This is a genomic window from Pseudomonas sp. PAMC25584 (assembly GCF_058135675.1).
This window is the reverse complement of the sequence record NZ_CM176870.1, coordinates 1,917,506-1,938,743: the sequence shown is the minus strand read 5'-3', so window position 1 is coordinate 1,938,743 and position 21,238 is coordinate 1,917,506. Positions and strand designations below refer to the sequence as shown.

Genomic DNA, 21,238 nt, shown 5'->3' with positions numbered 1-21,238 from the left:
CGATCGTGGGTGGGGTTACGACCGCGGCCTTCCACTGGACGATGGGGCGATAAGCTGCATCATCTGTAACAAGAGCGCTGACAGTGTCTTGGCAAGCATTTCGAACAGTGCAGATGGCACGATTGGGGTTTCACCAGGCTGTGGGGTTGGGGTTGGTGTCGGTGTCGGTGTCGGTGTCGGCACAGGCTGAACTTCATGCTGCGGTCCACCCCACCGTACATCGCCCGGTTTGATCTGCCCTTTGCTGTTGATCACCATGTCCGCGTTGCCCGTTCCCTTCAGATCAATGGCCAGGCTCGACCGGCCCGTACTTGCATCGTGCTTGAGCACCGCTTCACCGGCGCGACCGCTGAACCGATCGGTGAACACAAGGGCACGCACACCCGACGCGATTAATGCTCCAGAAACGTCGATCTTATCGGTGCCGCTGGTGAAGTCCTCGATCAGGTCGGGGCTCTGCGCGGTGGAGTCGCTGGCGTTATCGTAGGCAAACGTATCCGCCCCGCCTCCGCCTCTCAACGTATCAGCACCGGCACCGCCCTTGAGCCGATTGGCCGCGTCATTGCCAATCAAAGCATCACGGCCGGCACCGCCGATCGCATTCTCAATAATGCACCCCTTGGCGATGGACACATTGCCCTTCAAGCCGCCCACGTCAGAGAACGACTCCGCATTCAGATCGATCTTCTGATCCTGGGAAAACCCGGAAAAATCCAGCGTATCTTTACCGCCACCATCCCATACGCAGAAGACCGGTTTGTCTTTGGCGCTGCTAAGGCTCATCACTTCCCGCTCGGTATTGGAATTGAAGCCATAGGTGGTGTCGGTCTTGCGGGTCTGGTGATTGGCCCCATACAAGCGTTGGACCGCGGCGATATCGTCCATCATCGGAGCGGACGGATTGAGCGACTTGAAGTCGTGACCGGATTGATGGCGTTCCGACCAGTAACTCATCACAGTGCGTGCCTTGGTGTCCTGCGCATAGACCGCGCCGTTTTGATAGTTGGCGCCGCCGTTATAGTCTCCCGGATGTTGCAGGCCGATGGCGTGACCGATTTCATGAATAGCCGTGACCGAAAAGTGACTGCCCAGCGCCGGCGAACTCGCACTTCCCCCGGTGCCGATCGTGGCCGATGCACGGGTCGTGGCGCCATGAGGCATGTCGGCAACTCCCCGGTCGCCGCGAGGGTTGTTGTGGATACTGAGCGTTCCGTCCGTACTGCCTGACTGCTCGCGGAAGTTGATAGCGGCCACATCCTGCCAGGCTTGAACCGCCTGGCGCACGCGTTGCTGCTGCTGGGCGGTGAAGCTCGCGTCTACCGTGTAGTGCAAATCGATCTTCTGATCGCCGTTACGGTCGCGAAAACGAAGATTTTCCCGGGTGATTTGTTTGGCTGCCTGATCAGTTGTAAAGGACGGTTTCTGAATGGCGCCCGCACCAAACGGGCCGGGGTCCGATATCGGTAAACCAGCACGGGAAGTAACAGAACGCAGATCAAATCCATTCATTGTGCGGCACTCGCTTTGTTAACGAATAAATAAAGAGACCGAATCAAACCGACCCGGAAATTAAGTATCGATAGACGCAAACTAGTAGAGCCAGGCTCATCGTCATCGCTGACAATCTCGCACAGTGAAAAATATCAGACCAACTCCATTTTAGTTTCAGCCGAAACATCCCCACGCCACGTAACACGCGGTTAGACAACCACGATTTCATTTGCAATTTAAACATTCAACTACACAAAAACTTCGCAAATACCGGGTTGTTTTTACACTAAAAAAATACTATCTAAAAAATACCCGAAGATGAGTTACTCCAATCTTCGACTGACAAAGACATAACCCTTTAACCTTCTTCAATACGATAAACGCCGTTTAGGACCGGATGACAAGTCATGACCATTCCTCGTAGGCTTGTGCGCCGCACTGCGTCGCGATGCGCTCAATCAAGCAAGCAAGGGAGACCCGATGGACCGCCTTAGCGCCATGGAAACCTTCGTCCACGTTGTCGAAACCGGCTCGTTTTCCGCCGCTGCCAAACGCCTGGGCATCGGCCAGCCCGCCGTGTCGAAGAGCGTCGCGCAATTGGAAGCACGCCTGGCGGTGCGGTTGGTGTTGCGTTCAACCCGAGGCCTGACACCGACCGAAGCGGGCCTGGCGTTTTTTGAAAAAGCCAAGCGTGCTATCGATGAAGCCAACGAGGCCGACGACGCCGCCCGAAGCGCGGGCGCCGGGCTGTCGGGTAACCTGCGCATCAGCGCCGCCGTAACCTTTGCCAGCCTGCATATCCTTCCGCACCTGGGGCCGTTTCTGGAGCAGTACCCTGGGATGAACATCGAAGTGGTGCTCGACGACCGCAGCCTAAACCTGGTGGAAGAAGGCATCGACGTCGCCCTGCGCATGGGCAACCTGAGCGATTCAGGGCTGACCGCGCGCAAGATCGGTGAGTCGCCCTGCCATATCCTGGGCACCCCTGCCTACTTCGAACGCTTCGGTGAACCCGCCACGCCAACTGATCTGTTGCAGCACCAGGCGGTCATCTACACCCAGGGCGAAGGCCCGCGCTGGACCTTTACCCAAGGCGCCCGCGAATACCCGATCGTCGCCCGTGGCCGCTTGAACGTCACAGCGGCTGAAGGGGTACGCGCTGCCGTGCTGAACCACCTGGGCCTGACCCTCGCATCGGCCTGGATGTTCACGCAGGAACTGGCCAGTGGCGAGGTGAAACCGGTGTTGACCGACTGGCGTTTACCGGCGCGGGACTTATGGGCCGTCTTTCCGACAGGCCGGATGGCGAGTGCCAAGGCGCGGGCATTCGTGGAGTATGTGGAACGCTTGTTAAACCGCTGACGGGTGCAGGCAGCGCAGCAAACGCTCGACTGTATGCTCCAGCGGACCGGAGTTATCCAGCACGAGCAACCCCGCCCCCATGCCGGCCAGCAACTGCGCCGTAAACCGCGCATTACGCGCCAGGCGCGCATCGATATCCGCCACCGACTCACGCCCCCGCGCCAGCAAGCGCTGGCGCAGTGCCGTCTGATCAACACTCAGCAATACCACCAGCAACGTCGGATAGCGCTCGCGGGCCTGCGCCAGGTGGGCACGAGAGCCGTTGACCAGCACATCCGTCCCCGCCGCCAGCCACGCACCGATCTCCTTGGGAATGCCATAGGACAAACCATTGGCCTGCCAACTCAGCGCAAACGCACCTTCGGCTTGCATCGCGACAAACTGCTCGGCGCTCACCCCCTGCGCCGCCTCGCCCAGCGCTTCCGCCGAGCGGGTAATCACACGACGCACAATGCGGCAGCCACGCTCGGCCAAACGTGATCGTGCAGCGTCCAACAGGCTGTCCTTGCCCGAACCCGATGGCCCGATGAGATAGATCAACCTGCCCGCCATCAATACACCCTCTTCGCTTATCTGCAGATTTGTTACATGGCCGGCTACGCATCACGGCGCCTGGCCTAGCCCAGCCCGGCGGCGGCCAAAGTATCGGATTACGATGCGCCACGCACCCGGTCAGGCGTGCCCGTCAGCACTTTCATGTTCGGTTGCAGGCAACTGCGTACGATTTCCCGAATGGCAGAGGATCAGCCTCCTGACAAAATGCGCGCACATTGCCAGACCGCAAAGCCAATCAATAATCCACCGCTGATAAAATTGATCACGTCCAGATCAGGATGATCGTCCAGCCGGGTCCTGATGATGCTGCCACCCAGCGCATATAACCGCTGGCCTGAAAATGAGCCCACCAGAAAACCCGCCAGGCTCAGGTAGAGTCCAGCCCCGGCATTGGCTCTCCAGTATTTGAAGGCCCACATTACGAAGCCACGAAAAAGGCGACCCAAAGGTCGCCTTTTGTCACCGCGCGTAGTGCTTGCTCAACCCCGGCGGCACGCCCTGCACGTCGGTCTCTTCCCACGGCCCGTCCGGGCTGATGGAGCGGCTCCAGCCGTTGCTCCAGCGGTAGTAAGTGCGCTGGCGGTAGAAGGTGTCGGGCTGGTCTTCCAGCACATACACCTGCATCTTGCCGTCCCAGTGGCTGGCCGCGCCCGGTGGCGGGGCGAAGGTTGACGACTTGCTCGGTGGCGCTTTCGTTGGGGCGGTGACCGGGCTGGAAGGTCGGGTGCCGGGTTGGGTCGACGGGCCCGACGGTGGGATGGTCGGGCCGGTGGGCGCGGGAGGTGGGCGGTGGACCGCACAAGCGCTCAAGCCCACTACCAGGCTGAGCAGGGTGATGCGTGCAAGGGCGGTCATAGGCGTTTCCTCGAATTACTTGTCCGGACTGTCGATGGTCAGCTGCTGCAGCGCAGTGGTGGTGCTGGCCAAGGGTTGGCTGCGGCCGATCCACTCGCCACGGGTCGGTTGACCGGCCCGGGATATGCGCGCAACCAGTTGGACTTCGGGGAAGTTGGACAGTTTCAACTGCGGCATCATTGCGTCGGCATCGCCCAGTTCGACGGTGACGGGCAGGTCGGCGACGGTCACGCGCTTGGCCGCGAGCGGCGCCGGCGGGCCGGAGACGGCGCGGGCGAAGATGAACACGCTGTCGCCAGGCAGGGCCTTGGCCTTGATGTCGGCGGACAGGTCCACACGCACTTTCATCACGGCCTTTTGGGCGACGGTGCCACCGTTCGCTTTCAGCCTTTCTGCCGCGCGATCGATCCCGCCTTGCAGGGCGACGCGGGAATTGTCTTGCGGTGGCAATTGCGCCAGCAGGCGGCTCCAGTAATCGATCGCCTCTTGGTAGCGCTGGCCTTCAAAGGCCACGATGCCGAGCAGGCCGAGGCTGGTGACTTCTCTCGGGTCGAGCTTGAGGGCTTCGTCGGTCAGGGCCTGGACCTTGGGCGACCACTGCTTGTTGTCGGCAAAGTACTGGGCCTGGGCCCACTGGCCCAACAGCTCCGGCTGGCGCCCGGCCAGGGCCACGGTGCGTTCGAAGACCTTGGCGGCATCGGCGGAACGGTCCTGGGCCATGTACGCACGGCCGAGGAAGTACAAGCCTTCCGCCGAGTCCGGTTGAGCGGCCGCGGCGCGTTCCAGGCGGTGGGTCATGTCTTCCATGGACACCGGCGGCTGGGAGAATTCGCGGGTCAGTTCGACCTTGTCGCTGGCGCCGAAGTGCATGTACAAGCCAAGGCCCAGCACCGGCACTAAAACCGCAGCGAGCAACGGCAGCGGCTTGCCCAGACGCGATTCGCGAGGTTTTTCTACGCCTTCGGTGTCGGCCAGCAATTCGCGCGCGGCTTCGGCGCGGCCAGTGTCGAGTTGGGCGGCGTTGAGTACGCCTTCGTCCTGCTGGGTTTGCAGTTCGGCCACGCGTTCTTGATAGAGCGCCACGTTCAGCGCGGTGCGATCCTCTTCACGCTGGGCACGACGGCCACGCAATACAGGGATCAACAGGAAACTCAGGGCAATCAGAAGCAGCAAGCCGGCTGCGAGCCAGAAATCAATCATCAGTCTTGGTGTCCAGCAATTGGTCGAGGCGTTGGCGCTCTTCGGCGGATAGCGCGTCGGAACCATCGGTAGGGGCGGCGCGGCGACGGCGGACGATCACCACCATCACCACAATGCCGGCCAGCAGCAGCCCGGCGGGGCCGAACCAGAGCAGCGCGGTCTTGCCGGTGAGCGCCGGTTTGTAGCGAACAAAATCGCCATAGCGGTCGACCATGAAGTCGATGATCTGCTGGTTGTCCTTGCCCTCCCCCAACATGCGAAAGATCTCTTTGCGCAGGTCGGCGGCGATGGGCGCGTTGGAGTCGGCGATGTCCTGGTTCTGGCACTTGGGGCAGCGCAGTTCCTTGGTCAGGTCGCGGAAACGCTCGCGCTCGGCGTCATTGGCGAATTCGTAGGTGTCGATGGCGGCGTGGGCCACGCCCACCAGGCCCAAGGCTAATACGGCAGCAGCTAACCAGCGCTTCATGGCTTGGCCTCGTCGACCAGGGCCTGGTACTTGGCGGCCAGTTGTTCGCGCCAGACCACTTCATCGATCACGCCGACGTACTTATCGCGGATCACGCCCTTGGCGTCGATAAAGAAGGTTTCCGGGGCACCGTAGACGCCGAGATTCAAACCGAGGTTGCCGTCTTCATCGCGGATATCCAACTGGTACGGGTTGTGGAATTCCGCCAGCCACTTCAAGGCCGCCGCATTGTCGTCCTTGTAGTTGATGCCGTAGATCACCACGCCCTTCTCCGCCAGCTTGTTCAGCACCGGGTGCTCGACACGGCAGGAGATGCACCAGGTGCCCCACACATTGACCAGCGCCGGTTTGCCCAGCAGGTCAGCCTGGGTCAGGGTTTTGTCGCCCTGCACCGTCGGCAGATTGAAGGCGGGGAACGGCTTGCCGATCATGGCCGAGGGCAACTCGGCCGGGTCCAGGTACAACCCGCGATACAGGAACACCGCCATCAGCAGAAACAACCCCAGCGGCACGACCATCAACCAACGCTTCATACCGCCGCTCCTTGCAGACCCAGCGCTTCACGCACCCGGCTCTTGACCTTGACCCGATAGCGCCGGTCCAGCGCCGCGAGCACACCACCAAAAGCGGTGATCAAACCGCCGAACCAGATCCAGCGCACGAACGGTTTGACATGCACGCGCACCGCCCAGGCGCCTTCGCCCAGCGGCTCACCCATGGCGACGTAAAGGTCGCGGGTGAAACCGGCGTCGATCCCGGCTTCGGTCATCATCGAGCTCTGCACGGTGTACAGGCGTTTTTCCGGGTGCAGCACGGCGATTTCCTTACCGTTGCGTACTACGCGCACGGTGCCTTTGTCGGACGTGAAGTTCGGCCCTTCGAAGTGCTTGGCGCCTTCGAAGATGAAGTGGTAACCGGCCAGGTCCATGGACTCGCCGGGGGCCATGCGCAGGTCGCGCTCGGCGCTGTTCTGGCTGGAGAGCACCACGCCGAGGGCACACACGGCGATGCCGATATGCGCGACCTGCATGCCCCAGTAGCTGCGGGTCAGGGTGGGCAGGCCCTTGATCAGGCCTTTGTGGCGGGTCTTGTCGACAATGTCGCGCATACCGGCCAGCAACACCCAGGCGGCGAGCATGAACGTGGCGAGGACCGCCCAGTTGAAATCGCCATAGGCAATACCGGCGATCACGGCCAAGGCCGCGCTGCCCAGCAGCACCGGGGTCAGCATGCCCACCAGCCATTTCACCGGGGTGTCTTTCCAGCGAACCAGCATGCCGATAGCCATTACCACCATCAACAAGCCCATCAACGGGATGAACAAGGCGTTGAAATACGGCGGGCCGACCGACAGCTTGGCGCCGGTCAGCGCGTCCAGCACCAGCGGGTACAGGGTGCCGAGCAGGATCATCGACGCAGCCACCACCAGCACCAGGTTATTGCCCAGCAGCAGGGTTTCCCGCGACCACAGGTTGAAGCCGACCTGGCTCTTGACCACCGGCGCGCGCAGGGCGAACAGGGTCAGCGAACCGCCGACCACACACAGCAGGAAGATCAGGATGAACACACCGCGCGCAGGGTCGGACGCAAACGCGTGAACCGAGGTCAGCACGCCCGAACGCACGAGGAAAGTGCCGAGCAGGCTGAGGGAAAACGCAGCGATGGCCAGCAACACGGTCCAGCTCTTGAACACGCCGCGTTTTTCGGTGACGGCCAGCGAGTGAATCAGCGCGGTGCCCACCAGCCAAGGCATGAAGGACGCGTTTTCCACCGGGTCCCAGAACCACCAACCGCCCCAGCCAAGTTCGTAATAGGCCCACCACGAACCCAGGGTGATACCGATGCCGAGAAAGGCCCAGGCGACGATGGTCCATGGCCGCGACCAGCGCGCCCAGGCTGCATCGAGGCGCCCGCCGAGCAAGGCGGCGATGGCGAAGGCGAAGGCCACGGAGAACCCGACATAACCCATGTAGAGCATCGGCGGGTGGACGATCAGGCCGATGTCCTGCAGCAGCGGGTTGAGGTCATGCCCGTCCACCGGGATCTGCGGCAGGATGCGGCTGAACGGGTTGGAGGTCATGATCAGGAACAGCAGGAAGCCGATGCTGATCATGCCCATCACCGCCAGCACCCTAGCCAGCATGACTTGCGGCAGTTGCCGGGAGAAGATCGACACGGCGAAGGTCCAACCGCCGAGGATCAGGGCCCACAACAGCAGCGAACCTTCGTGGGCGCCCCACACGGCGCTGAATTTGTAATACCAGGGCAAGGCGCTGTTGGAGTTGCTGGCCACATAGGCGACGGAAAAATCGTCGGTCATAAAGGCGTAGGTCAGGCAGCCGAACGCGAACACCAGGAAGGCAAACTGGCCCCAGGCGGCCGGCTGCGCGAGGCTCATCCACAGACGGTCGCCACGCCACGCGCCGAGCAACGGCACCACGGCCTGGACGATGGCGAAGCACAGGGCGAGGATCATCGCCAAGTGGCCCAGCTCCGGAATATACAGTGCGGACGTCATCACTTAGCCCTCCTTGGCTGGAGTTGGGGCGGATTGGCCGCTGTCTTTCAACGCTTTGGTGACTTCCGGCGGCATGTATTTCTCATCGTGCTTGGCCAGTACTTCATCGGCCACTACCACACCGTCGGCATTGAGTTTGCCCAGGGCGACGATGCCCTGGCCTTCACGGAACAGGTCCGGGAGGATGCCGCGATAAGTAATGGTCACGGCCTTGTTGAAGTCGGTGACCACGAAGGTGACGTCCAGGGAATCGCCGGAACGCTTCAAGGAGCCCTTCTCCACCATGCCGCCGGCGCGGATGCGCGTGTCCAGCGGGGCTTCGCCATTGGCGATCTGGGTCGGGGTGTAGAACAGGTTGATGTTCTCCCGCAGGGCGCTCATCGCCAGGCCCACGGCAATACTTACGCCGGCCAGAATGGCAAGGATGATCAACAGACGCTTTCTACGCAGCGGATTCACTTATCGGTCTCCCGGCGCAGACGACGCGCCTCTTGTTGCAGGTAACGCTTGCGGGCCAGGATCGGCACGGCGACGTTGAGGGCCAGTACGGCCAGGCAGATGCCATAGGCCGTCCAGACATACAGGCCGTGGTGGCCCATGGCGAGAAAATCACTGAAAGAAGCAAAACTCATCCACGCGCTCCCAGGCTGGTTTGCACTTCGGCCTTGACCCAACTGGCGCGGGCTTCACGCTTGAGCACTTCGAGGCGCATGCGCATCAGCAGCACAGCGCCAAAGAAGCAGTAGAACCCCAGCACCATCACCAACAGCGGCGCCCACATTTCCACGGGCATGGCCGGCTTTTCGGTCAGACTGAAGGTGGCGCCCTGGTGCAGGGTGTTCCACCACTCCACCGAGTATTTGATGATCGGGATGTTGATCACGCCGACAATCGCCAGCACCGCACAGGCCTTGGCGGCGCTGTCACGATTGCTGATCGCATTGCCAAGGGCAATAAGACCGAAGTACAGAAACAACAGGATCAGCATGGACGTTAGTCGCGCATCCCACACCCACCACGAACCCCAGGTGGGTTTGCCCCAGATCGCGCCGGTGACCAGCGCCACGGCGGTCATCCACGCACCGATGGGCGCAGCGCATTGCAGGGCGACGTCCGCGAGCTTCATCTTCCACACCAGGCCGACGATGCCGCACACCGCCAGCATCACGTAGCAGGACTGGGCCAGCATCGCGGCAGGCACGTGGATATAGATGATGCGAAAGCTGTTGCCCTGCTGGTAATCCGGCGGTGCGAAGGCCAGGCCCCAGACCAGGCCGAGGCCGATAAGCAATACGGCGGCGACGCTCAACCACGGCAGCAGCTTGCCGCTGATGCCGTAAAACCATTTGGGCGAGCCGAGCTTGTGAAACCAGGTCCAGTTCATTGCTGTTTCCATCACGGTTGCGTCTTGTGGTTGCAAGAAGCGTAGGGTCTTTCTTATGTTGAAGAACCGGTTACACGTAACCAGACTTCATTATTCGCCGACGCTGATCTTCAGGCCGGCCGCTATGGCAAAGGGTGTCAGGGTTACCGCCAGGGCGGTCAGGCTGCCAAGCCACAAGAGGTAACCGGTCGCCGGCATGCCCATGAGCGCGGCTTGCAAAGCGCCGCTGCCCAGGATCAACACCGGGATATACAAAGGCAGAATCAACAAGGCCAGCAGCAGGCCGCCGCGCTTCAAACCTACCGTCAGCGCCGCGCCCACCGCGCCCAACAGGCTGAGCGCCGGCGTGCCGAGCAACAAGGACATGAGCAACACCGGCAGGCATTCGCTGGGCAACCCTAGCATCATTGCCAGCAACGGCGAGAGCAACACCAGTGCCAAGCCGGAAAACGCCCAGTGTGCCAGTACCTTGGCCAATACCAGAAGCGGCAGGGGGTGCGACGAAAGGACCCACTGTTCCAGGGAACCATCCTCGAAATCACTGCGAAACAGCCCGTCCAGCGAGAGCAGCACGGACAAAAGGGCCGCCACCCACACCAGTCCCGGAGACAAGGTTTGCAACAGTTTAGTCTCGGGGCCGACCGCCAGCGGGAACAACGCGATGACAATCGCGAAGAACACCAACGGATTGGCCAGCTCGGCCGGGCGACGGCACAACAGCCGCGCCTCGCGGGCCACCAACAGGGCGAACACACTCATACCGACCACCGCCCCAGGTCCAGGTCGCGGTAACCGGCGGGCAGGCGCGTCAGGCTGTGGTGCGTGGTCAGCACGACGAGGCCGCCCTGCTCGCAATGCCGGGCCAGGTGTTCTTCCAACTGGGCGACGCCTTGTTTGTCGAGGGCGGTGAAAGGTTCGTCGAGAATCCACAGCGGCGGGCCGGGCAGATACAGGCGCGCCAGGGCCACGCGGCGCTGCTGGCCGGCGGACAGGGTGTGACAGGGCACGTCTTCGAAGCCCTTGAGGCCGACGGCGGCCAGTGCCTGCCAGATCGCCTCGCGGCTGGCCGGATGATGCAGGGCGCTGAGCCAACTGAGGTTTTCTTCGGCGCTCAGCACGTCCTTGATCCCGGCGGCGTGGCCGATCCAGGTGAGATTGCGGGCCAGCTCGGTGCGTTGTTCGTTCAACGGTTTGCCGTTGAGCCGTACTTCGCCCGCCGTAGGCTGCATCAACCCGGCCAGCAAACGCAGCAGGCTGGTCTTGCCGCTGCCGTTGGGACCACTGATCTGCACCATGTCACCGCCCGCCAGGCGCAGGTCGAGGTGCTCGAACAGCAGGCGCAGGTCGCGTTCACAGGCAAGCGCTACGGCTTCAAGAAGAGGGCTGGTCAAAAGATCGCGGGCCTTTACGGTTCAAGTCGGCGGTGCGGCGGCCGTTATAGAAAGAAGCACAATAACGACTTTGGCGACCGATTTTAGAGAGCTGGATCAAATAGTTGTGAGGTTTTTACCGCTCTCATGGCAGACGGGCCGCATTATACATGCGATGCCCTACGCTAAAGAGGGCTATTTCCCCAGAGACGACGCGCACGATGACCGGTGAGATCAACCTTCCTACGCTTCCTCCTGCCCCGACAGCCGGGCCGGCCCCTGCGCCGGCGCCAGCGACCGGTGAGTTGCTGAAACTGCTGGAGCCGCAGATCGGCTTGATCGACCCGGGAAAAACCGCGAACGCCGAAGTCATCGCACTTAAACAAGGCGATGAATCCTTTCAGTTGCTGCTCAAATTGACCCTCGACGGTGGCCGCCAGACGCTGGTCCAGGCCAGCAGCCCGCAACCCTTGCCGCTGGGCAGCAATGTGGCGGTGAGCCAGACGCCTGCCGGCAACCTGACCCTCAGCCTGCAGCAAGCCTTGAGTGCCAACGTCGCCGCCCTCACTCGCATCGACACCACGCAAATGCCGGCAGGCACCTTGCTGCAAGCCAAAGTCCTGACCAGCCAAATGCTGCCCCAAGGCACCACGCAACCGACGATCTACCGCTCGTTGGTGACGGTGCTCAACAACGCCCTGGCCGGTACGACCCTGACCGTGGAGAGCCCGCAACCCCTGCGTATCGGCAGCCTGCTCAGCGCCGTGGTGCAGGATGCGCAGACCCTGAACTTCGTGCCCTTGAGCGGGCTCAAGGATCAACTGGCCGTGACCCAGCAACTCGCCACCCAGCAAAGTCGCCAGGGCTCGCTGGATGCAGTGTTCACCGCGTTGCAAACCCTGCCCCAGGACGACAGCACTTCCGTCGAGCTGCGCGCGGCCGCCGACCGTTTGCTCGCCGCGCTGCCCGACCTGGCACAGGTCAGCAATCCCAAGGTGCTGGCTCAAGTGATCCAGAACAGCGGCGCGTTTCTTGAAGCCAAATTATTGATCGGGCAAACCCCGCAAATTCCACCGCTGGATATAAAAGGTGCCCTGCTGCGCCTGGTCGCCGATCTGCTGCCCGCCCTGCCCGCCAGCACCAACCTCAATGCCATACTCGCCGCCAACACCCTGGCCCAGATGCTGCCCAACTTCGTGCGCAGCCCGCTGAACACCCTCGGGCAAGTCAGCGCGCGCCAGGCACCCGTCGGTTTTCCATTGCCGCAGCGGCTGATGCAACGCCTGGAGGGCGAAGGCGACCTGGAAAACCTGCTGCGCCTGGCCGCCGGTGCCATCTCGCGACTACAGAGCCATCAACTGTCGAGCCTGGAACAGACCGGCACCACTGCCGATGGCCGCCTGCAAACCACCTGGCAGCTGGAAATTCCCATGCGTACCCTGCAGGACATCGTGCCGCTGCAGGTCAAGTTCCAGCGCGAAGACCCCGCGCCGGACAAGGACCAGCCCGAACGCAAAGACAAAAGAGACCCCAAGCAGATGCTCTGGCGCGTGGAACTGGCCTTCGACATGGAGCCGCTGGGCCCGTTACAGGTCCAGGCGCAATTGTCTCAGGGCAAACTGTCGAGCCAGTTGTGGGCGACTCGACCGTTCACCGCCAGTTTGATCGAAAGTCACTTGGGCAGTTTGCGCGAGCGCCTGGTGACGTCGGGCATCAATGTCGGCGACCTCGACTGCCACCTCGGCACCCCGCCACGCGGGCCGAAAACCGGATTGGAGCAACGTTGGGTGGACGAAACCGCATGAACAACGCCAACCCGCCGCGCCAGGCCATCGCGCTCAAGTATGACGGCCAACAAGCGCCGACCCTGACCGCCAAGGGCGACGATGCCCTGGCCGAAGCGATCCTCAAGCTGGCGCGGGAAAATGAAGTGCCCATCTATGAAAACGCCGAGCTGGTGAAGCTGCTGGCGCGCATGGAGTTGGGCGACAGTATCCCGGAAGAGTTGTACCGCACGATCGCCGAGATCATTGCCTTTGCCTGGACGTTGAAGGGCAAGTTTCCGGTGGGGTATGACCCGGACGCCGCGCCGGTGGAGCGCGATGTGACCGAGCGTGGCGACGATTACTGAGTAGCCCCAGACAGACAACAATCCAAATGTGGGAGGGGGCTTGCCCCCGATGGCGGTGTGTCAGTCACTTATTTGTTGGCTGATCCACCGCTATCGGGAGCAAGCCCCCTCCCACACTTGAATCGGTGTTTAGTTGAGGACTTCGCTCAGGGGAATGAAATTCACCCGGTCGCCGATCGCCAGCGTCGTCCCTTCCAACACCTCCACAAACCCTTGCGCCCACGCCGCGCTGCGCAGCACGCCGGAGCTTTGGTTGCGATAGATGATCGCCTTGCCCTGCTCGATACGCCCGCGTAGATACTCGCGGCGATTGCCCGGTTTGGGCCAGACGAACCCTGCCGGCACCTCAAACCGTAGCGGTTCGACTTCAGCCACACCTTGGCGGCGCAGCAGATAGGGGCGCGCCAACAGGGCAAACGTCACCAACGTCGATGCCGGATTGCCCGGCAGGCCGATCACCGGCACGCCACGAAAATGGCCGAAGGTCAGCGGTTTACCGGGCTTGATCGCCAGCTTCCACAAGGCCAGCTCGCCCTCTTCACGCAGGGCAATGCCGAGAAAGTCCGCCTCGCCTACCGACACACCGCCGGTCGACAGGATCAGGTCAACTACGCCCAGGCCGGCCAAGCGCACGCGCGTCTGTTCCAGGTCATCCGGAAGAATGCCGGCATCGATCACTTCACACCCCAGGCGCTCCAGCCAACTGCACAGCACGCGGCGGTTGCTGTTGTAGATCTGCCCCGGGCCGAGGGGCAAACCGGGCTCGATCAACTCATCACCGGTGGACAGCACCGCGACCTGCACGCGGCGTACCACGGCCAAATGGTCGAGACCGAGGGATGCGGCCAGGCCGAGCTCGATCGGGCCCAGGCGCGTGCCCGCTGCCAACACCAATTCGCCGACGGTGGTTTCCTGCCCTTGCGGGCGAATGTTCTGATCGATATGCAACGGCTCGGTAAAGCTCACCCGCTCATCGGCGTGGACCACGGCGTTTTCCTGCATTTCCACACAGTCAGCGCCTTCCGGCACGGGCGCCCCGGTGAAGATACGCGCGCAGGTGCCGTCGGCCAATGGCGCGGGTGCTTGGCCGGCGAAGATGCGCTGGCTCACCACCAACGGCTCGCCGGCCCAGTCGCAAAGGCGCAGGGCGTAACCGTCCATGGCGCTGTTGGGCCAGGGCGGCAGGTCGAGGGTGGAGATCAGATCCTGCGCCAATATGCGGCCATCGCACGCGGCCAGGGGCAACACCTGCCGCTCACGAATCGGCGCGGCCTCGGCTATCTCGAGCAAGCGTTGCAGGGCTTCTTCCACCGGCATCAAGGCGCCGGTCTTGCCCGGCTTATCCACGGGATTCACAGGGTTCGGCCTGTTTCAGGTGCGGTACGAAGTTGCAGGGGCGGTGACGGTTGTCCAGTTGCTCGGCGAGGATGCCGTCCCAGCCGGTGCGCACGGCGTTGGTGGAACCCGGCAGGCAGCACACCAGGGTGCCGTTGGCCAGGCCGGCCAGGGCGCGCGATTGCACGGTGGAGGTGCCGATGTCGGCCACGGAGATCTGACGGAACAGCTCGCCAAAGCCATCGACCTGCTTGTCCAGCAGGCAGCTCACCGCTTCGGGCGTGCTGTCGCGGCCAGTGAAGCCGGTGCCGCCGGTGATCAGTACGACCTGCACCACGTCTTCGGCGATCCAGTGGGCCACCTGGGCGCGGATCTTGTAGAGGTCGTCCTTGAGCAGCACGCGCTCGGCCAGGAGGTGGCCGGCGGCGATCAGGCGGTCGACAAAAACCTGGCCCGAGGTATCGGTGTCCAGGGTGCGGGTGTCACTGACGGTCAGTACAGCGATATTCAGAGGTACGAAGGGCGCATCTGCCTTGGCGTTCATGGCACGGTCCGGTTGTCGAAGGAACAGCCCGATGTTATATCACAGGCCCCTATTTACCTGCCGCAGCGGAACCCACATGCCCGACGACTCTTCGACCCTACCCTGTTCAATTCTGCTGTTGGCCGGTGGGCGCGGCCAACGCATGGGCGGACAAGACAAGGGCTTGCTGGAATGGCACGGCCAGCCGCTGATTGCGCACTTGCAACACTTGGTGCGCCCACTGACCGACGACCTGATCATCTCGTGCAACCGCAACCTGGAGCGGTACGCGCCCTATGCCGACCAGGTGGTGAGTGACGACAGCGTGGATTTCCCCGGACCGCTGGCCGGTATCCGCGCAGGATTGAGTACCGCCCGCCATGGGCACGTGCTGATCTTACCGTGCGATGTACCGCACCTTGACGCCCGACTGCTCGCCGATCTGCGCGAGACGGCGCAGCGCAATCCGCGGCTGCCGGTGATGGTACGCCACGGAGAATTCTGGGAACCGTTGATCTGCATCATCCCCACCTACCTGCAAAGCGCGGTAGAACAGGCCTGGCAAGCCGGTGAGCGCAGCCCGCGCAAGATTTTCCTGCAGTTGGGTGGCGTCGGGCTGGAATGCCCGGCAGATGATCCGCGCCTGGCCAACCTGAACACGCCTGCGCTGTTACACACAGGGCCTGGCATGTCAGAATGAACCTCGCACAAGGAACTTTGTCGACGCGCCACGCGTCACACTGTCAGCACTCAAAAAGAATTCTCTCGGAGACACACTCATGACTCAACGGACCATCGCCGCTCTCATGCTTGCACTGGGCCTCGCTACCCTTGCCGGTTGCGCCTCGCCAACAGTGATCACCCTGAATGACGGTCGCGAAATCCAGGCTGTCGACACCCCACAATTCGACAAGGCTTCGGGCTTCTACGAATTCGAACAGCTTGACGGCAAGCGTACCCGCATCAACAAAGATCAAGTGCGTACCGTTAAAGACCTGTAAGCCGCAACGCTTGCACACAAGGCCCGCCTCGCGCGGGCCTTGTCGTTTCCGGGGTTACCAGTCGAGGGTGATTTGGCTGCGGAAACTGCGTTCTTCACCCGTTACCGGATCGATAAAACGCACGCCTTGGGCGAGCAGCTTCAAGGGATTGGCGTAGTCGTCAACGGCATCCTTGATTACGTCGGGGTAGAACGGATCATTGCAGATACTCGCCCCGAGGGCCGTCATGTGTACCCGCAACTGGTGCTTCTTACCGGTCACGGGGAACAGGCCATAGCGCCATAAATCGCCGTGGGTTTCGCGCACTTCCACGGCCGTTTCGGTGTTGCTGGTGCCTGGCCCTTCCTGCATGCGAAAGAATGGCTCGCCATCCACCAGGCGGCTTTTATGGACCAGGGGGAAGGTCAGGTTCGACAAGGCTGGGGCGATAGCCTCGTAGAATTTGTCGATTTTGCGAGTGGGAAATAACTGCTGATAGGCCGAGCGGCTTCGCGGGTTAGCCGAGAACAGCACCAGCCCCGCCGTGTGCCGGTCGATGCGGTGCAGGGGCACCAGGGACGGGTTGTCCAGGCGGCGAATAAGGCGGCGCAACAGGGTTTGCTCGACGTACTCACCGGCTGGGGTGACGGGCAGAAAGTGCGGTTTGTCCGCCACCACCAGGTGCTCGTCGGCGTACAGGATGGTTTCCTGCACCGGGATGACTTTTTCGTTCGGCACTTCGCGGAAGTAGTAGATGCACAGGCCTTCCTTGTAGGCCAGGTCCAGGCGGATCGGACTGCCCTGCAGATCCAGCACGCGGCCACGGGCGATGCGGTCCAGCCACTGCGCGCGGCCGATCGCCGGGAAATGCTCGCACAGGCAATCGAGCACCGTCGCCCAAGGGCCAGGCGGCAAGTACAAGGTGCTGGCTTGATGCTGGGACGCAGAAAAACCGGAAGTGGACATGCAGATGCTCGAAGCCTGGGAAACAGGCCGGCATTATCCCGCATGGAGCGGGATTGAGCCTAGGGCGGATCTCAGGCCTTGGCCAATTGTGCCCGCAGGATCGGCGAAGCACTGGCGGCGTCGGTAAATTCCTTGAGCCAGCGCAATACGTCCACCGCTTCCCAACGGCCCGGATCATACAGCGCGTACAGCAAGCCCTGGTAACCCACCACATCCAACTGCCTGTGATAACCGGCGCGCTGGAACAGCGCCTCGATCTCGGCAAAGCAGGTATTGAAATGCACTTTGTTAAACGGCGTCTTGCCTTCCGTGACCAGGCCATCGAGGCGCAGCTCGTTCACCGCGTCGCGCACGACATCGGCGGACATGCGATTAACGCTGCTTTTCAGTTGTTCAACATTCACCACGGGCGTTCCCTCTATTCAATCGCTGTACAAACATACAGTAACCCAATATTGAGAAAGCTGCCATCGCCCAAGCGCTAGAGTAGGAAGGACACGACTTGCTCGGTGTCGAACGGCCAAGCCAGTTCAGCCCCCGTGTCTACCCGGCGCAGCACCGGAATCGTTAGGCCGTAGGCTTCGAACAGGGCTTCGGAATCGGCGATATCCACCAGTTCCACCATCAACCCATGTTCGACCAACGGCATGATTTCTTCTTCGGCGAGCTCACACAGATGGCAGCCCAGAGTAGTGAACAACTGGCATTCAGGAGGCATGACGATAGAACCTGATCAGGAATAGGCGCCCATTTTAGGCCGACTCAATAGCGCTGGCGAGCCGATAAACCCTGACCCAGGTCACCACGTCCTATAACTGATTCAGCGACTCTCGCGGCTTTTTGTCCGCCCCCCTACAACGGAGATGCTTGTGTTCGCCAACCTGCTGATCATTCTGGCCTCATCCCTGGTGGTGATTGCGCTGTTTCGCCGGCTGCAATTGCCGCCCGTGCTGGGCTACCTGTGCGTGGGCCTGGCAGTCGGGCCGACCGCCCTCGACTGGGTGAATGACAGCGAAGACCTGCCCGACCTCGCCGAACTGGGCGTGGTGTTCCTGCTGTTTTCCCTGGGCCTGGAGTTCTCGCTGAGCAAAATGTTCGCCCTGCGCCGCGTGGTGTTTGGCCTGGGCAGCCTGCAGGTGCTGGGGTGCGGGGTGCTGCTGGGGGGCCTGCTGATGGCCTTTGGCGTGTCGCCGAACATCGCCCTGCTGCTCGGTGCGGGGCTGGCGTTGTCGTCCACGGCCATCGTCAGCAAAGAGCTGGGCAGCCTCGGGGAAATCTTCAGCAGCCATGGCCAGAACGCGATTGGGGTGCTGCTGTTCCAGGATGTGGTCGCGGTGTTGCTGCTGACCCTGGTCCCGGTGTTCGCCGGCAGCAGCGAGCAGGCCTGGTATTGGGCCCTGCCGTTGACGCTGGGCAAGACGCTGTTGTTGTTCGTCGGCCTGCTGCTCGCCGCCCGCTGGTTATTGCCGCGTTTGTTCCGTGAAGTCGCCGCCTCCCATTCGGCCGAGCTGTTTGTGCTGCTGGCGCTGGTGATTGTGTTGCTGACCGCCTGGCTCACTCACCTGCTGGGCCTCTCCCCCGCGCTTGGCGCGTTCCTGGCCGGCATGCTGCTGGGGGAAAGCCATTACCGGCATCAGATCGAAGCAGATATCCGACCGTTTCGCGACATTCTGCTGGGGCTGTTTTTCGTCAGCATCGGCATGCTCATCGACCTGCAATTGTTCATCAGCCACAGCCTGCTGATCCTCGGCCTGACCCTAACGCTGATGCTGACCAAGGGCTGCGTGGTCGCGGCACTGGTCAAACTGCGCGGCAGCGACCGAGAAACTGCCTGGCGCAGCGGCCTGGCCCTGGCCCAGGGCGGCGAGTTCTGTTTTGCGCTGATGGCGCAGATGCAGCAGAGCCGGCTGATACCAGATGAGCTCAACGGGTTGCTGCTGGCCGCCACATTCTGCTCGATGCTGCTGACCCCGCTGTTACTGCGGGCGGCTCCGAGCATTGCCCTGCGCCTGCACCGCAAGCCCAACCAACAGGTGCAACTCGAAGCCATCACCGCGCTCAACGCTGAGTTACGTGATCATGCGGTGATCTGCGGTTATGGCCGCGTCGGGCAATCGATCGGGCGCTTTCTGCACCGTGAACAACAGGCGTTTATTGCACTGGATGACAACCCGGAACGGGTGCAAGAAGCCGCCACCGAAGACAGCAGCGTGCATTATGGCGACTGCCGTCGTGGCGCCCTGCTCAGTGCGGTCGGCCTGGAACGTGCGCGCCTGGTGGTGATTGCCGTGGATAACACGGAGGTCGCTCTCGTGGTACTGAAGGAGGCCCGCCGGATCAACGCCGACGTACCGATCCTGGTGCGCACACGCGACGACAGCCAATTGGCCGAGCTGAAAGCCGCGGGCGCCAGCGAAGTGGTGCCCGAACTTCTGGAGTCGAGCCTGATGCTCGCCTCCCACGCCCTGATCCTGCTGGGCATACCAGACCAGCAGGTGCAAGCGCGGGTCGATGACGTGCGGCATAACCGCTACCGTCTGCTACACGGCTTTTACCCGCGGGCGACCCCTGACGAAGAGGCGCCGATCAATCCTGACTGATCGCACCGATCTTATGGATCGACAGGTCCGCGCCGTAGTACTCCTCTTCCTGGCTCAGGCGCAGCCCGTGTACGCGCTTGATCACGCCGTACACCAGCAGGCCGCCGGCAAACGCCACACCCACACCCAACGCGGTGCCGATCAATTGACTGATCAGGCTGACCCCGCCCAACCCGCCAAGGGCGGTCTGGCCGAAGATGCCACAGGCAATCCCGCCCCACACGCCACACAGGCCATGCAGCGGCCAGACACCCAGCACGTCGTCGATCTTCCAACGATCCTGGGCAGCAATGAAGCACCACACAAACAGGCCGCCGGCGACAACGCCCGTGACCAATGCACCCACCGGATGCATCAGATCGGAGCCGGCACAGATCGCCACCAGCCCGGCCAGCGGGCCGTTATGCAGAAAACCCGGGTCATTGCGGCCAATCACCAGCGCCGCGACTGTGCCGCCGACCATGGCCATCAACGAATTAACCGCCACCAGGCCGCTGACGCCATTCAGGGTCTGCGCGCTCATCACGTTAAAGCCGAACCAGCCGACAATCAGAATCCACGAACCCAGCGCCAGGAACGGAATGCTCGACGGCGCAAAGGCCACCAGGCGACCTTCGCGATAACGCCCGTTACGTGGTCCGAGCAACAGCACCGCCGCCAACGCCAGCCAGCCGCCCATGGCATGTACCACCACGGAACCGGCGAAGTCATGGAAGCTGGCACCGAAGGTCGCGAGCAACCAGGCCTGCACGCCGAAATTGCCGTTCCACACCAGGCCTTCGAAAAACGGGTAGATAAACGCCACGATCAGCGCGGTAGCGCACAGTTGCGGAACAAATCGTGCACGCTCGGCAATGCCCCCGGAAATAATCGCCGGAATCGCCGCGGCAAAGGTCAACAGGAAGAAAAACTTCACCAGGCCGTAACCGTGATCGGCACTGATCACCGCCGCCGGTCGCATGAAGCTCACGCCATAAGAGATCCAATAGCCTATAAAGAAATAGGCCAGGGTGGAGATCGCGAAGTCACTGAGGATTTTCGACAGGGCGTTGACTTGGTTCTTCTGGCGCACGGTGCCGACTTCGAGGAAGGCAAAGCCGGCGTGCATGGCGAGGACCATGACCGCACCGATCAGAATAAATAGGGTGTTAGAACTGTGGACGAGGGTGTCCACTGCACTTTGCAGATTTTCCATGGAGGTTGGCAGGCCTGCGATAAAGGCAAAAAGCACCAAAGCGGTTCAAGCCAGCGTTTCGCGCACTAAATTGGCACCACCGGTCCCACCCCTCTTCAGAGGGCGTGAACCGCTTTAGCGCAGCGATCAGCACAGACGGCCATTCCCGACAGGGTTTTTCCGCGAGTTTCAGTTATATAGGGTAAGGTTTTCACCGGCTTGCGGCCCAACCGCCCAGATTCAGCGCAGGCCTCGGGGCCTGCGCACCAAGGCAAAGCAAAAGCTGTACCAGACAATTGCAATGAACCTTCACCGATGCCGGTGACTC

At 62.0% G+C, this 21,238-nt stretch carries 25 protein-coding genes; 6 read left to right on the top strand and 19 right to left on the bottom strand.

All coding sequences use genetic code 11. The features are described from left to right. Positions 1-15: 15 nt before the first annotated feature. Positions 16-1,509: a M57 family metalloprotease gene (locus tag ACS5Q8_RS09040; protein WP_465160086.1), complete on the bottom strand. Its 1,494-nt coding sequence runs from the start codon at positions 1,507-1,509 to the stop codon at positions 16-18. A 462-nt stretch (positions 1,510-1,971) separates the two neighbouring features. Here ACS5Q8_RS09040 and ACS5Q8_RS09035 point away from each other — a divergent pair, with 462 nt between their 5' ends. Further along, the gene (locus tag ACS5Q8_RS09035; protein WP_443694101.1) at positions 1,972-2,853 is read left to right on the top strand and encodes a LysR family transcriptional regulator; all 882 of its coding nucleotides are present in this window, start codon (positions 1,972-1,974) and stop codon (positions 2,851-2,853) included. On the opposite strand, the gene phnN is transcribed toward ACS5Q8_RS09035, so the two are convergent. The 12 genes from phnN to ccmA all read right to left on the bottom strand — a co-directional run bounded on the left by phnN (position 2,842) and on the right by ccmA (position 11,222). Continuing rightward, positions 2,842-3,405 carry a phosphonate metabolism protein/1,5-bisphosphokinase (PRPP-forming) PhnN gene (gene phnN, locus ACS5Q8_RS09030; RefSeq protein WP_443694100.1) on the bottom strand — a complete coding sequence of 188 codons (564 nt, stop codon included), beginning with the start codon at positions 3,403-3,405 and terminating at the stop codon, positions 2,842-2,844. The two genes, ACS5Q8_RS09035 and phnN, sit on opposite strands and share 12 nt — an antisense overlap. A gap of 191 nt (positions 3,406-3,596) precedes the next feature. After that, entirely contained in the window at positions 3,597-3,827 is a 231-nt protein-coding gene (locus ACS5Q8_RS09025) for a hypothetical protein (RefSeq protein WP_443694099.1), read from the bottom strand. 40 nt (positions 3,828-3,867) lie between these two features. After that, positions 3,868-4,263 (bottom strand): hypothetical protein, encoded by a 396-nt coding sequence (locus tag ACS5Q8_RS09020; RefSeq protein ID WP_443694098.1) that lies wholly within the window; start codon positions 4,261-4,263, stop codon positions 3,868-3,870. 15 nt (positions 4,264-4,278) lie between these two features. Next, entirely contained in the window at positions 4,279-5,463 is a 1,185-nt protein-coding gene (gene ccmI / locus ACS5Q8_RS09015) for a c-type cytochrome biogenesis protein CcmI (protein WP_276197207.1), read from the bottom strand. Beyond that, positions 5,456-5,929 (bottom strand): cytochrome c-type biogenesis protein, encoded by a 474-nt coding sequence (locus tag ACS5Q8_RS09010; RefSeq protein WP_276197206.1) that lies wholly within the window; start codon positions 5,927-5,929, stop codon positions 5,456-5,458. Before ACS5Q8_RS09010 ends, ccmI begins: the two co-directional genes overlap by 8 nt. Further along, on the bottom strand, positions 5,926-6,462 hold the full coding sequence (locus ACS5Q8_RS09005; protein WP_276197205.1) for a DsbE family thiol:disulfide interchange protein: 537 nt from the start codon (positions 6,460-6,462) through the stop codon (positions 5,926-5,928). The genes ACS5Q8_RS09010 and ACS5Q8_RS09005 overlap by 4 nt, the downstream gene beginning before the upstream one ends. Continuing rightward, positions 6,459-8,447 carry a heme lyase CcmF/NrfE family subunit gene (locus tag ACS5Q8_RS09000; RefSeq protein ID WP_276197204.1) on the bottom strand — a complete coding sequence of 663 codons (1,989 nt, stop codon included), beginning with the start codon at positions 8,445-8,447 and terminating at the stop codon, positions 6,459-6,461. The genes ACS5Q8_RS09005 and ACS5Q8_RS09000 overlap by 4 nt, the downstream gene beginning before the upstream one ends. A 3-nt stretch (positions 8,448-8,450) precedes the next feature. Next, positions 8,451-8,906, bottom strand: coding sequence for a cytochrome c maturation protein CcmE (gene ccmE / locus ACS5Q8_RS08995; RefSeq protein WP_027607026.1), 456 nt, complete (start codon positions 8,904-8,906; stop codon positions 8,451-8,453). Next, on the bottom strand, positions 8,903-9,079 hold the full coding sequence (gene ccmD / locus ACS5Q8_RS08990; protein ID WP_253394359.1) for a heme exporter protein CcmD: 177 nt from the start codon (positions 9,077-9,079) through the stop codon (positions 8,903-8,905). The genes ccmE and ccmD overlap by 4 nt, the downstream gene beginning before the upstream one ends. Then, positions 9,076-9,831, bottom strand: coding sequence for a heme ABC transporter permease (locus ACS5Q8_RS08985; RefSeq protein WP_276197203.1), 756 nt, complete (start codon positions 9,829-9,831; stop codon positions 9,076-9,078). The genes ccmD and ACS5Q8_RS08985 overlap by 4 nt, the downstream gene beginning before the upstream one ends. Before the next feature lie 90 nt (positions 9,832-9,921). Beyond that, on the bottom strand, positions 9,922-10,590 hold the full coding sequence (ccmB, locus tag ACS5Q8_RS08980; protein WP_017849435.1) for a heme exporter protein CcmB: 669 nt from the start codon (positions 10,588-10,590) through the stop codon (positions 9,922-9,924). Then, positions 10,587-11,222: a cytochrome c biogenesis heme-transporting ATPase CcmA gene (gene ccmA, locus ACS5Q8_RS08975; RefSeq protein ID WP_253394355.1), complete on the bottom strand. Its 636-nt coding sequence runs from the start codon at positions 11,220-11,222 to the stop codon at positions 10,587-10,589. The genes ccmB and ccmA overlap by 4 nt, the downstream gene beginning before the upstream one ends. A gap of 200 nt (positions 11,223-11,422) precedes the next feature. Here ccmA and fliK point away from each other — a divergent pair, with 200 nt between their 5' ends. Together fliK and ACS5Q8_RS08965 are read left to right on the top strand one after the other, a co-directional pair. After that, positions 11,423-13,006, top strand: coding sequence for a flagellar hook-length control protein FliK (gene fliK / locus ACS5Q8_RS08970; protein WP_426099413.1), 1,584 nt, complete (start codon positions 11,423-11,425; stop codon positions 13,004-13,006). Beyond that, a complete protein-coding gene (locus tag ACS5Q8_RS08965; protein WP_276197200.1) occupies positions 13,003-13,332 on the top strand; it encodes an EscU/YscU/HrcU family type III secretion system export apparatus switch protein in 330 nt (109 codons plus the stop codon). The genes fliK and ACS5Q8_RS08965 overlap by 4 nt, the downstream gene beginning before the upstream one ends. A 129-nt stretch (positions 13,333-13,461) precedes the next feature. Here ACS5Q8_RS08965 and ACS5Q8_RS08960 read toward each other — a convergent pair whose 3' ends face one another. Together ACS5Q8_RS08960 and moaB are read right to left on the bottom strand one after the other, a co-directional pair. Beyond that, a complete protein-coding gene (locus ACS5Q8_RS08960; protein WP_426099415.1) occupies positions 13,462-14,688 on the bottom strand; it encodes a molybdopterin molybdotransferase MoeA in 1,227 nt (408 codons plus the stop codon). Next, a complete protein-coding gene (gene moaB, locus ACS5Q8_RS08955) occupies positions 14,672-15,211 on the bottom strand; it encodes a molybdenum cofactor biosynthesis protein B (protein ID WP_276197198.1) in 540 nt (179 codons plus the stop codon). Before moaB ends, ACS5Q8_RS08960 begins: the two co-directional genes overlap by 17 nt. A gap of 76 nt (positions 15,212-15,287) precedes the next feature. Between moaB and mobA the strand changes: the two genes are divergently transcribed. Continuing rightward, the gene (mobA, locus tag ACS5Q8_RS08950; protein ID WP_276197197.1) at positions 15,288-15,890 is read left to right on the top strand and encodes a molybdenum cofactor guanylyltransferase MobA; all 603 of its coding nucleotides are present in this window, start codon (positions 15,288-15,290) and stop codon (positions 15,888-15,890) included. A gap of 79 nt (positions 15,891-15,969) precedes the next feature. Beyond that, a complete protein-coding gene (locus ACS5Q8_RS08945; RefSeq protein WP_247397306.1) occupies positions 15,970-16,191 on the top strand; it encodes a YgdI/YgdR family lipoprotein in 222 nt (73 codons plus the stop codon). A gap of 54 nt (positions 16,192-16,245) precedes the next feature. On the opposite strand, the gene ACS5Q8_RS08940 is transcribed toward ACS5Q8_RS08945, so the two are convergent. The 3 genes from ACS5Q8_RS08940 to ACS5Q8_RS08930 form a co-directional block, all read right to left on the bottom strand. Then, a complete protein-coding gene (locus ACS5Q8_RS08940; RefSeq protein ID WP_247397304.1) occupies positions 16,246-17,136 on the bottom strand; it encodes a pseudouridine synthase in 891 nt (296 codons plus the stop codon). A gap of 71 nt (positions 17,137-17,207) precedes the next feature. Next, positions 17,208-17,543 (bottom strand): transcriptional regulator, encoded by a 336-nt coding sequence (locus tag ACS5Q8_RS08935; RefSeq protein WP_247397301.1) that lies wholly within the window; start codon positions 17,541-17,543, stop codon positions 17,208-17,210. A gap of 74 nt (positions 17,544-17,617) precedes the next feature. Continuing rightward, positions 17,618-17,854, bottom strand: a complete 237-nt coding sequence (locus ACS5Q8_RS08930) for a glutaredoxin family protein (protein ID WP_247397298.1) — start codon at positions 17,852-17,854, stop codon at positions 17,618-17,620. Positions 17,855-17,999: 145 nt separating this feature from the next. Between ACS5Q8_RS08930 and ACS5Q8_RS08925 the strand changes: the two genes are divergently transcribed. Then, positions 18,000-19,736 (top strand): cation:proton antiporter, encoded by a 1,737-nt coding sequence (locus ACS5Q8_RS08925; protein WP_443697144.1) that lies wholly within the window; start codon positions 18,000-18,002, stop codon positions 19,734-19,736. Here the strand turns inward: ACS5Q8_RS08925 and ACS5Q8_RS08920 are convergent. Next, complete coding sequence (locus ACS5Q8_RS08920) at positions 19,723-20,931, bottom strand: ammonium transporter (RefSeq protein ID WP_465160084.1); 1,209 nt, start codon at positions 20,929-20,931, stop codon at positions 19,723-19,725. The two genes, ACS5Q8_RS08925 and ACS5Q8_RS08920, sit on opposite strands and share 14 nt — an antisense overlap. Between the last annotated feature and the right edge of the window lie 307 nt (positions 20,932-21,238).

Bases quoted from the DNA above. Each gene is read 5' to 3' on its own strand.
- ACS5Q8_RS09000 (WP_276197204.1), bottom strand. From the start codon at position 8,447: ATGACGTCCGCACTGTATATTCCGGAGCTGGGCCACTTGGCGATGATC.
- ACS5Q8_RS08920 (WP_465160084.1), bottom strand. From the start codon at position 20,931: ATGGAAAATCTGCAAAGTGCAGTGGACACCCTCGTCCACAGTTCTAAC.
- ACS5Q8_RS08965 (WP_276197200.1), top strand. From the start codon at position 13,003: ATGAACAACGCCAACCCGCCGCGCCAGGCCATCGCGCTCAAGTATGAC.
- ACS5Q8_RS08985 (WP_276197203.1), bottom strand. From the start codon at position 9,831: ATGAACTGGACCTGGTTTCACAAGCTCGGCTCGCCCAAATGGTTTTAC.
- phnN (WP_443694100.1), bottom strand. From the start codon at position 3,405: ATGGCGGGCAGGTTGATCTATCTCATCGGGCCATCGGGTTCGGGCAAG.
- fliK (WP_426099413.1), top strand. From the start codon at position 11,423: ATGACCGGTGAGATCAACCTTCCTACGCTTCCTCCTGCCCCGACAGCC.
- ACS5Q8_RS09035 (WP_443694101.1), top strand. From the start codon at position 1,972: ATGGACCGCCTTAGCGCCATGGAAACCTTCGTCCACGTTGTCGAAACC.
- ACS5Q8_RS08940 (WP_247397304.1), bottom strand. From the start codon at position 17,136: ATGTCCACTTCCGGTTTTTCTGCGTCCCAGCATCAAGCCAGCACCTTG.
- ACS5Q8_RS08925 (WP_443697144.1), top strand. From the start codon at position 18,000: ATGCTTGTGTTCGCCAACCTGCTGATCATTCTGGCCTCATCCCTGGTG.
- ACS5Q8_RS08930 (WP_247397298.1), bottom strand. From the start codon at position 17,854: ATGCCTCCTGAATGCCAGTTGTTCACTACTCTGGGCTGCCATCTGTGT.
- ACS5Q8_RS09040 (WP_465160086.1), bottom strand. From the start codon at position 1,509: ATGAATGGATTTGATCTGCGTTCTGTTACTTCCCGTGCTGGTTTACCG.
- ACS5Q8_RS08945 (WP_247397306.1), top strand. From the start codon at position 15,970: ATGACTCAACGGACCATCGCCGCTCTCATGCTTGCACTGGGCCTCGCT.
- mobA (WP_276197197.1), top strand. From the start codon at position 15,288: ATGCCCGACGACTCTTCGACCCTACCCTGTTCAATTCTGCTGTTGGCC.
- moaB (WP_276197198.1), bottom strand. From the start codon at position 15,211: ATGAACGCCAAGGCAGATGCGCCCTTCGTACCTCTGAATATCGCTGTA.
- ACS5Q8_RS09005 (WP_276197205.1), bottom strand. From the start codon at position 6,462: ATGAAGCGTTGGTTGATGGTCGTGCCGCTGGGGTTGTTTCTGCTGATG.
- ACS5Q8_RS09010 (WP_276197206.1), bottom strand. From the start codon at position 5,929: ATGAAGCGCTGGTTAGCTGCTGCCGTATTAGCCTTGGGCCTGGTGGGC.
- ccmB (WP_017849435.1), bottom strand. From the start codon at position 10,590: ATGAGTGTGTTCGCCCTGTTGGTGGCCCGCGAGGCGCGGCTGTTGTGC.
- ACS5Q8_RS09020 (WP_443694098.1), bottom strand. From the start codon at position 4,263: ATGACCGCCCTTGCACGCATCACCCTGCTCAGCCTGGTAGTGGGCTTG.
- ccmI (WP_276197207.1), bottom strand. From the start codon at position 5,463: ATGATTGATTTCTGGCTCGCAGCCGGCTTGCTGCTTCTGATTGCCCTG.
- ccmD (WP_253394359.1), bottom strand. From the start codon at position 9,079: ATGAGTTTTGCTTCTTTCAGTGATTTTCTCGCCATGGGCCACCACGGC.
- ACS5Q8_RS09025 (WP_443694099.1), bottom strand. From the start codon at position 3,827: ATGTGGGCCTTCAAATACTGGAGAGCCAATGCCGGGGCTGGACTCTAC.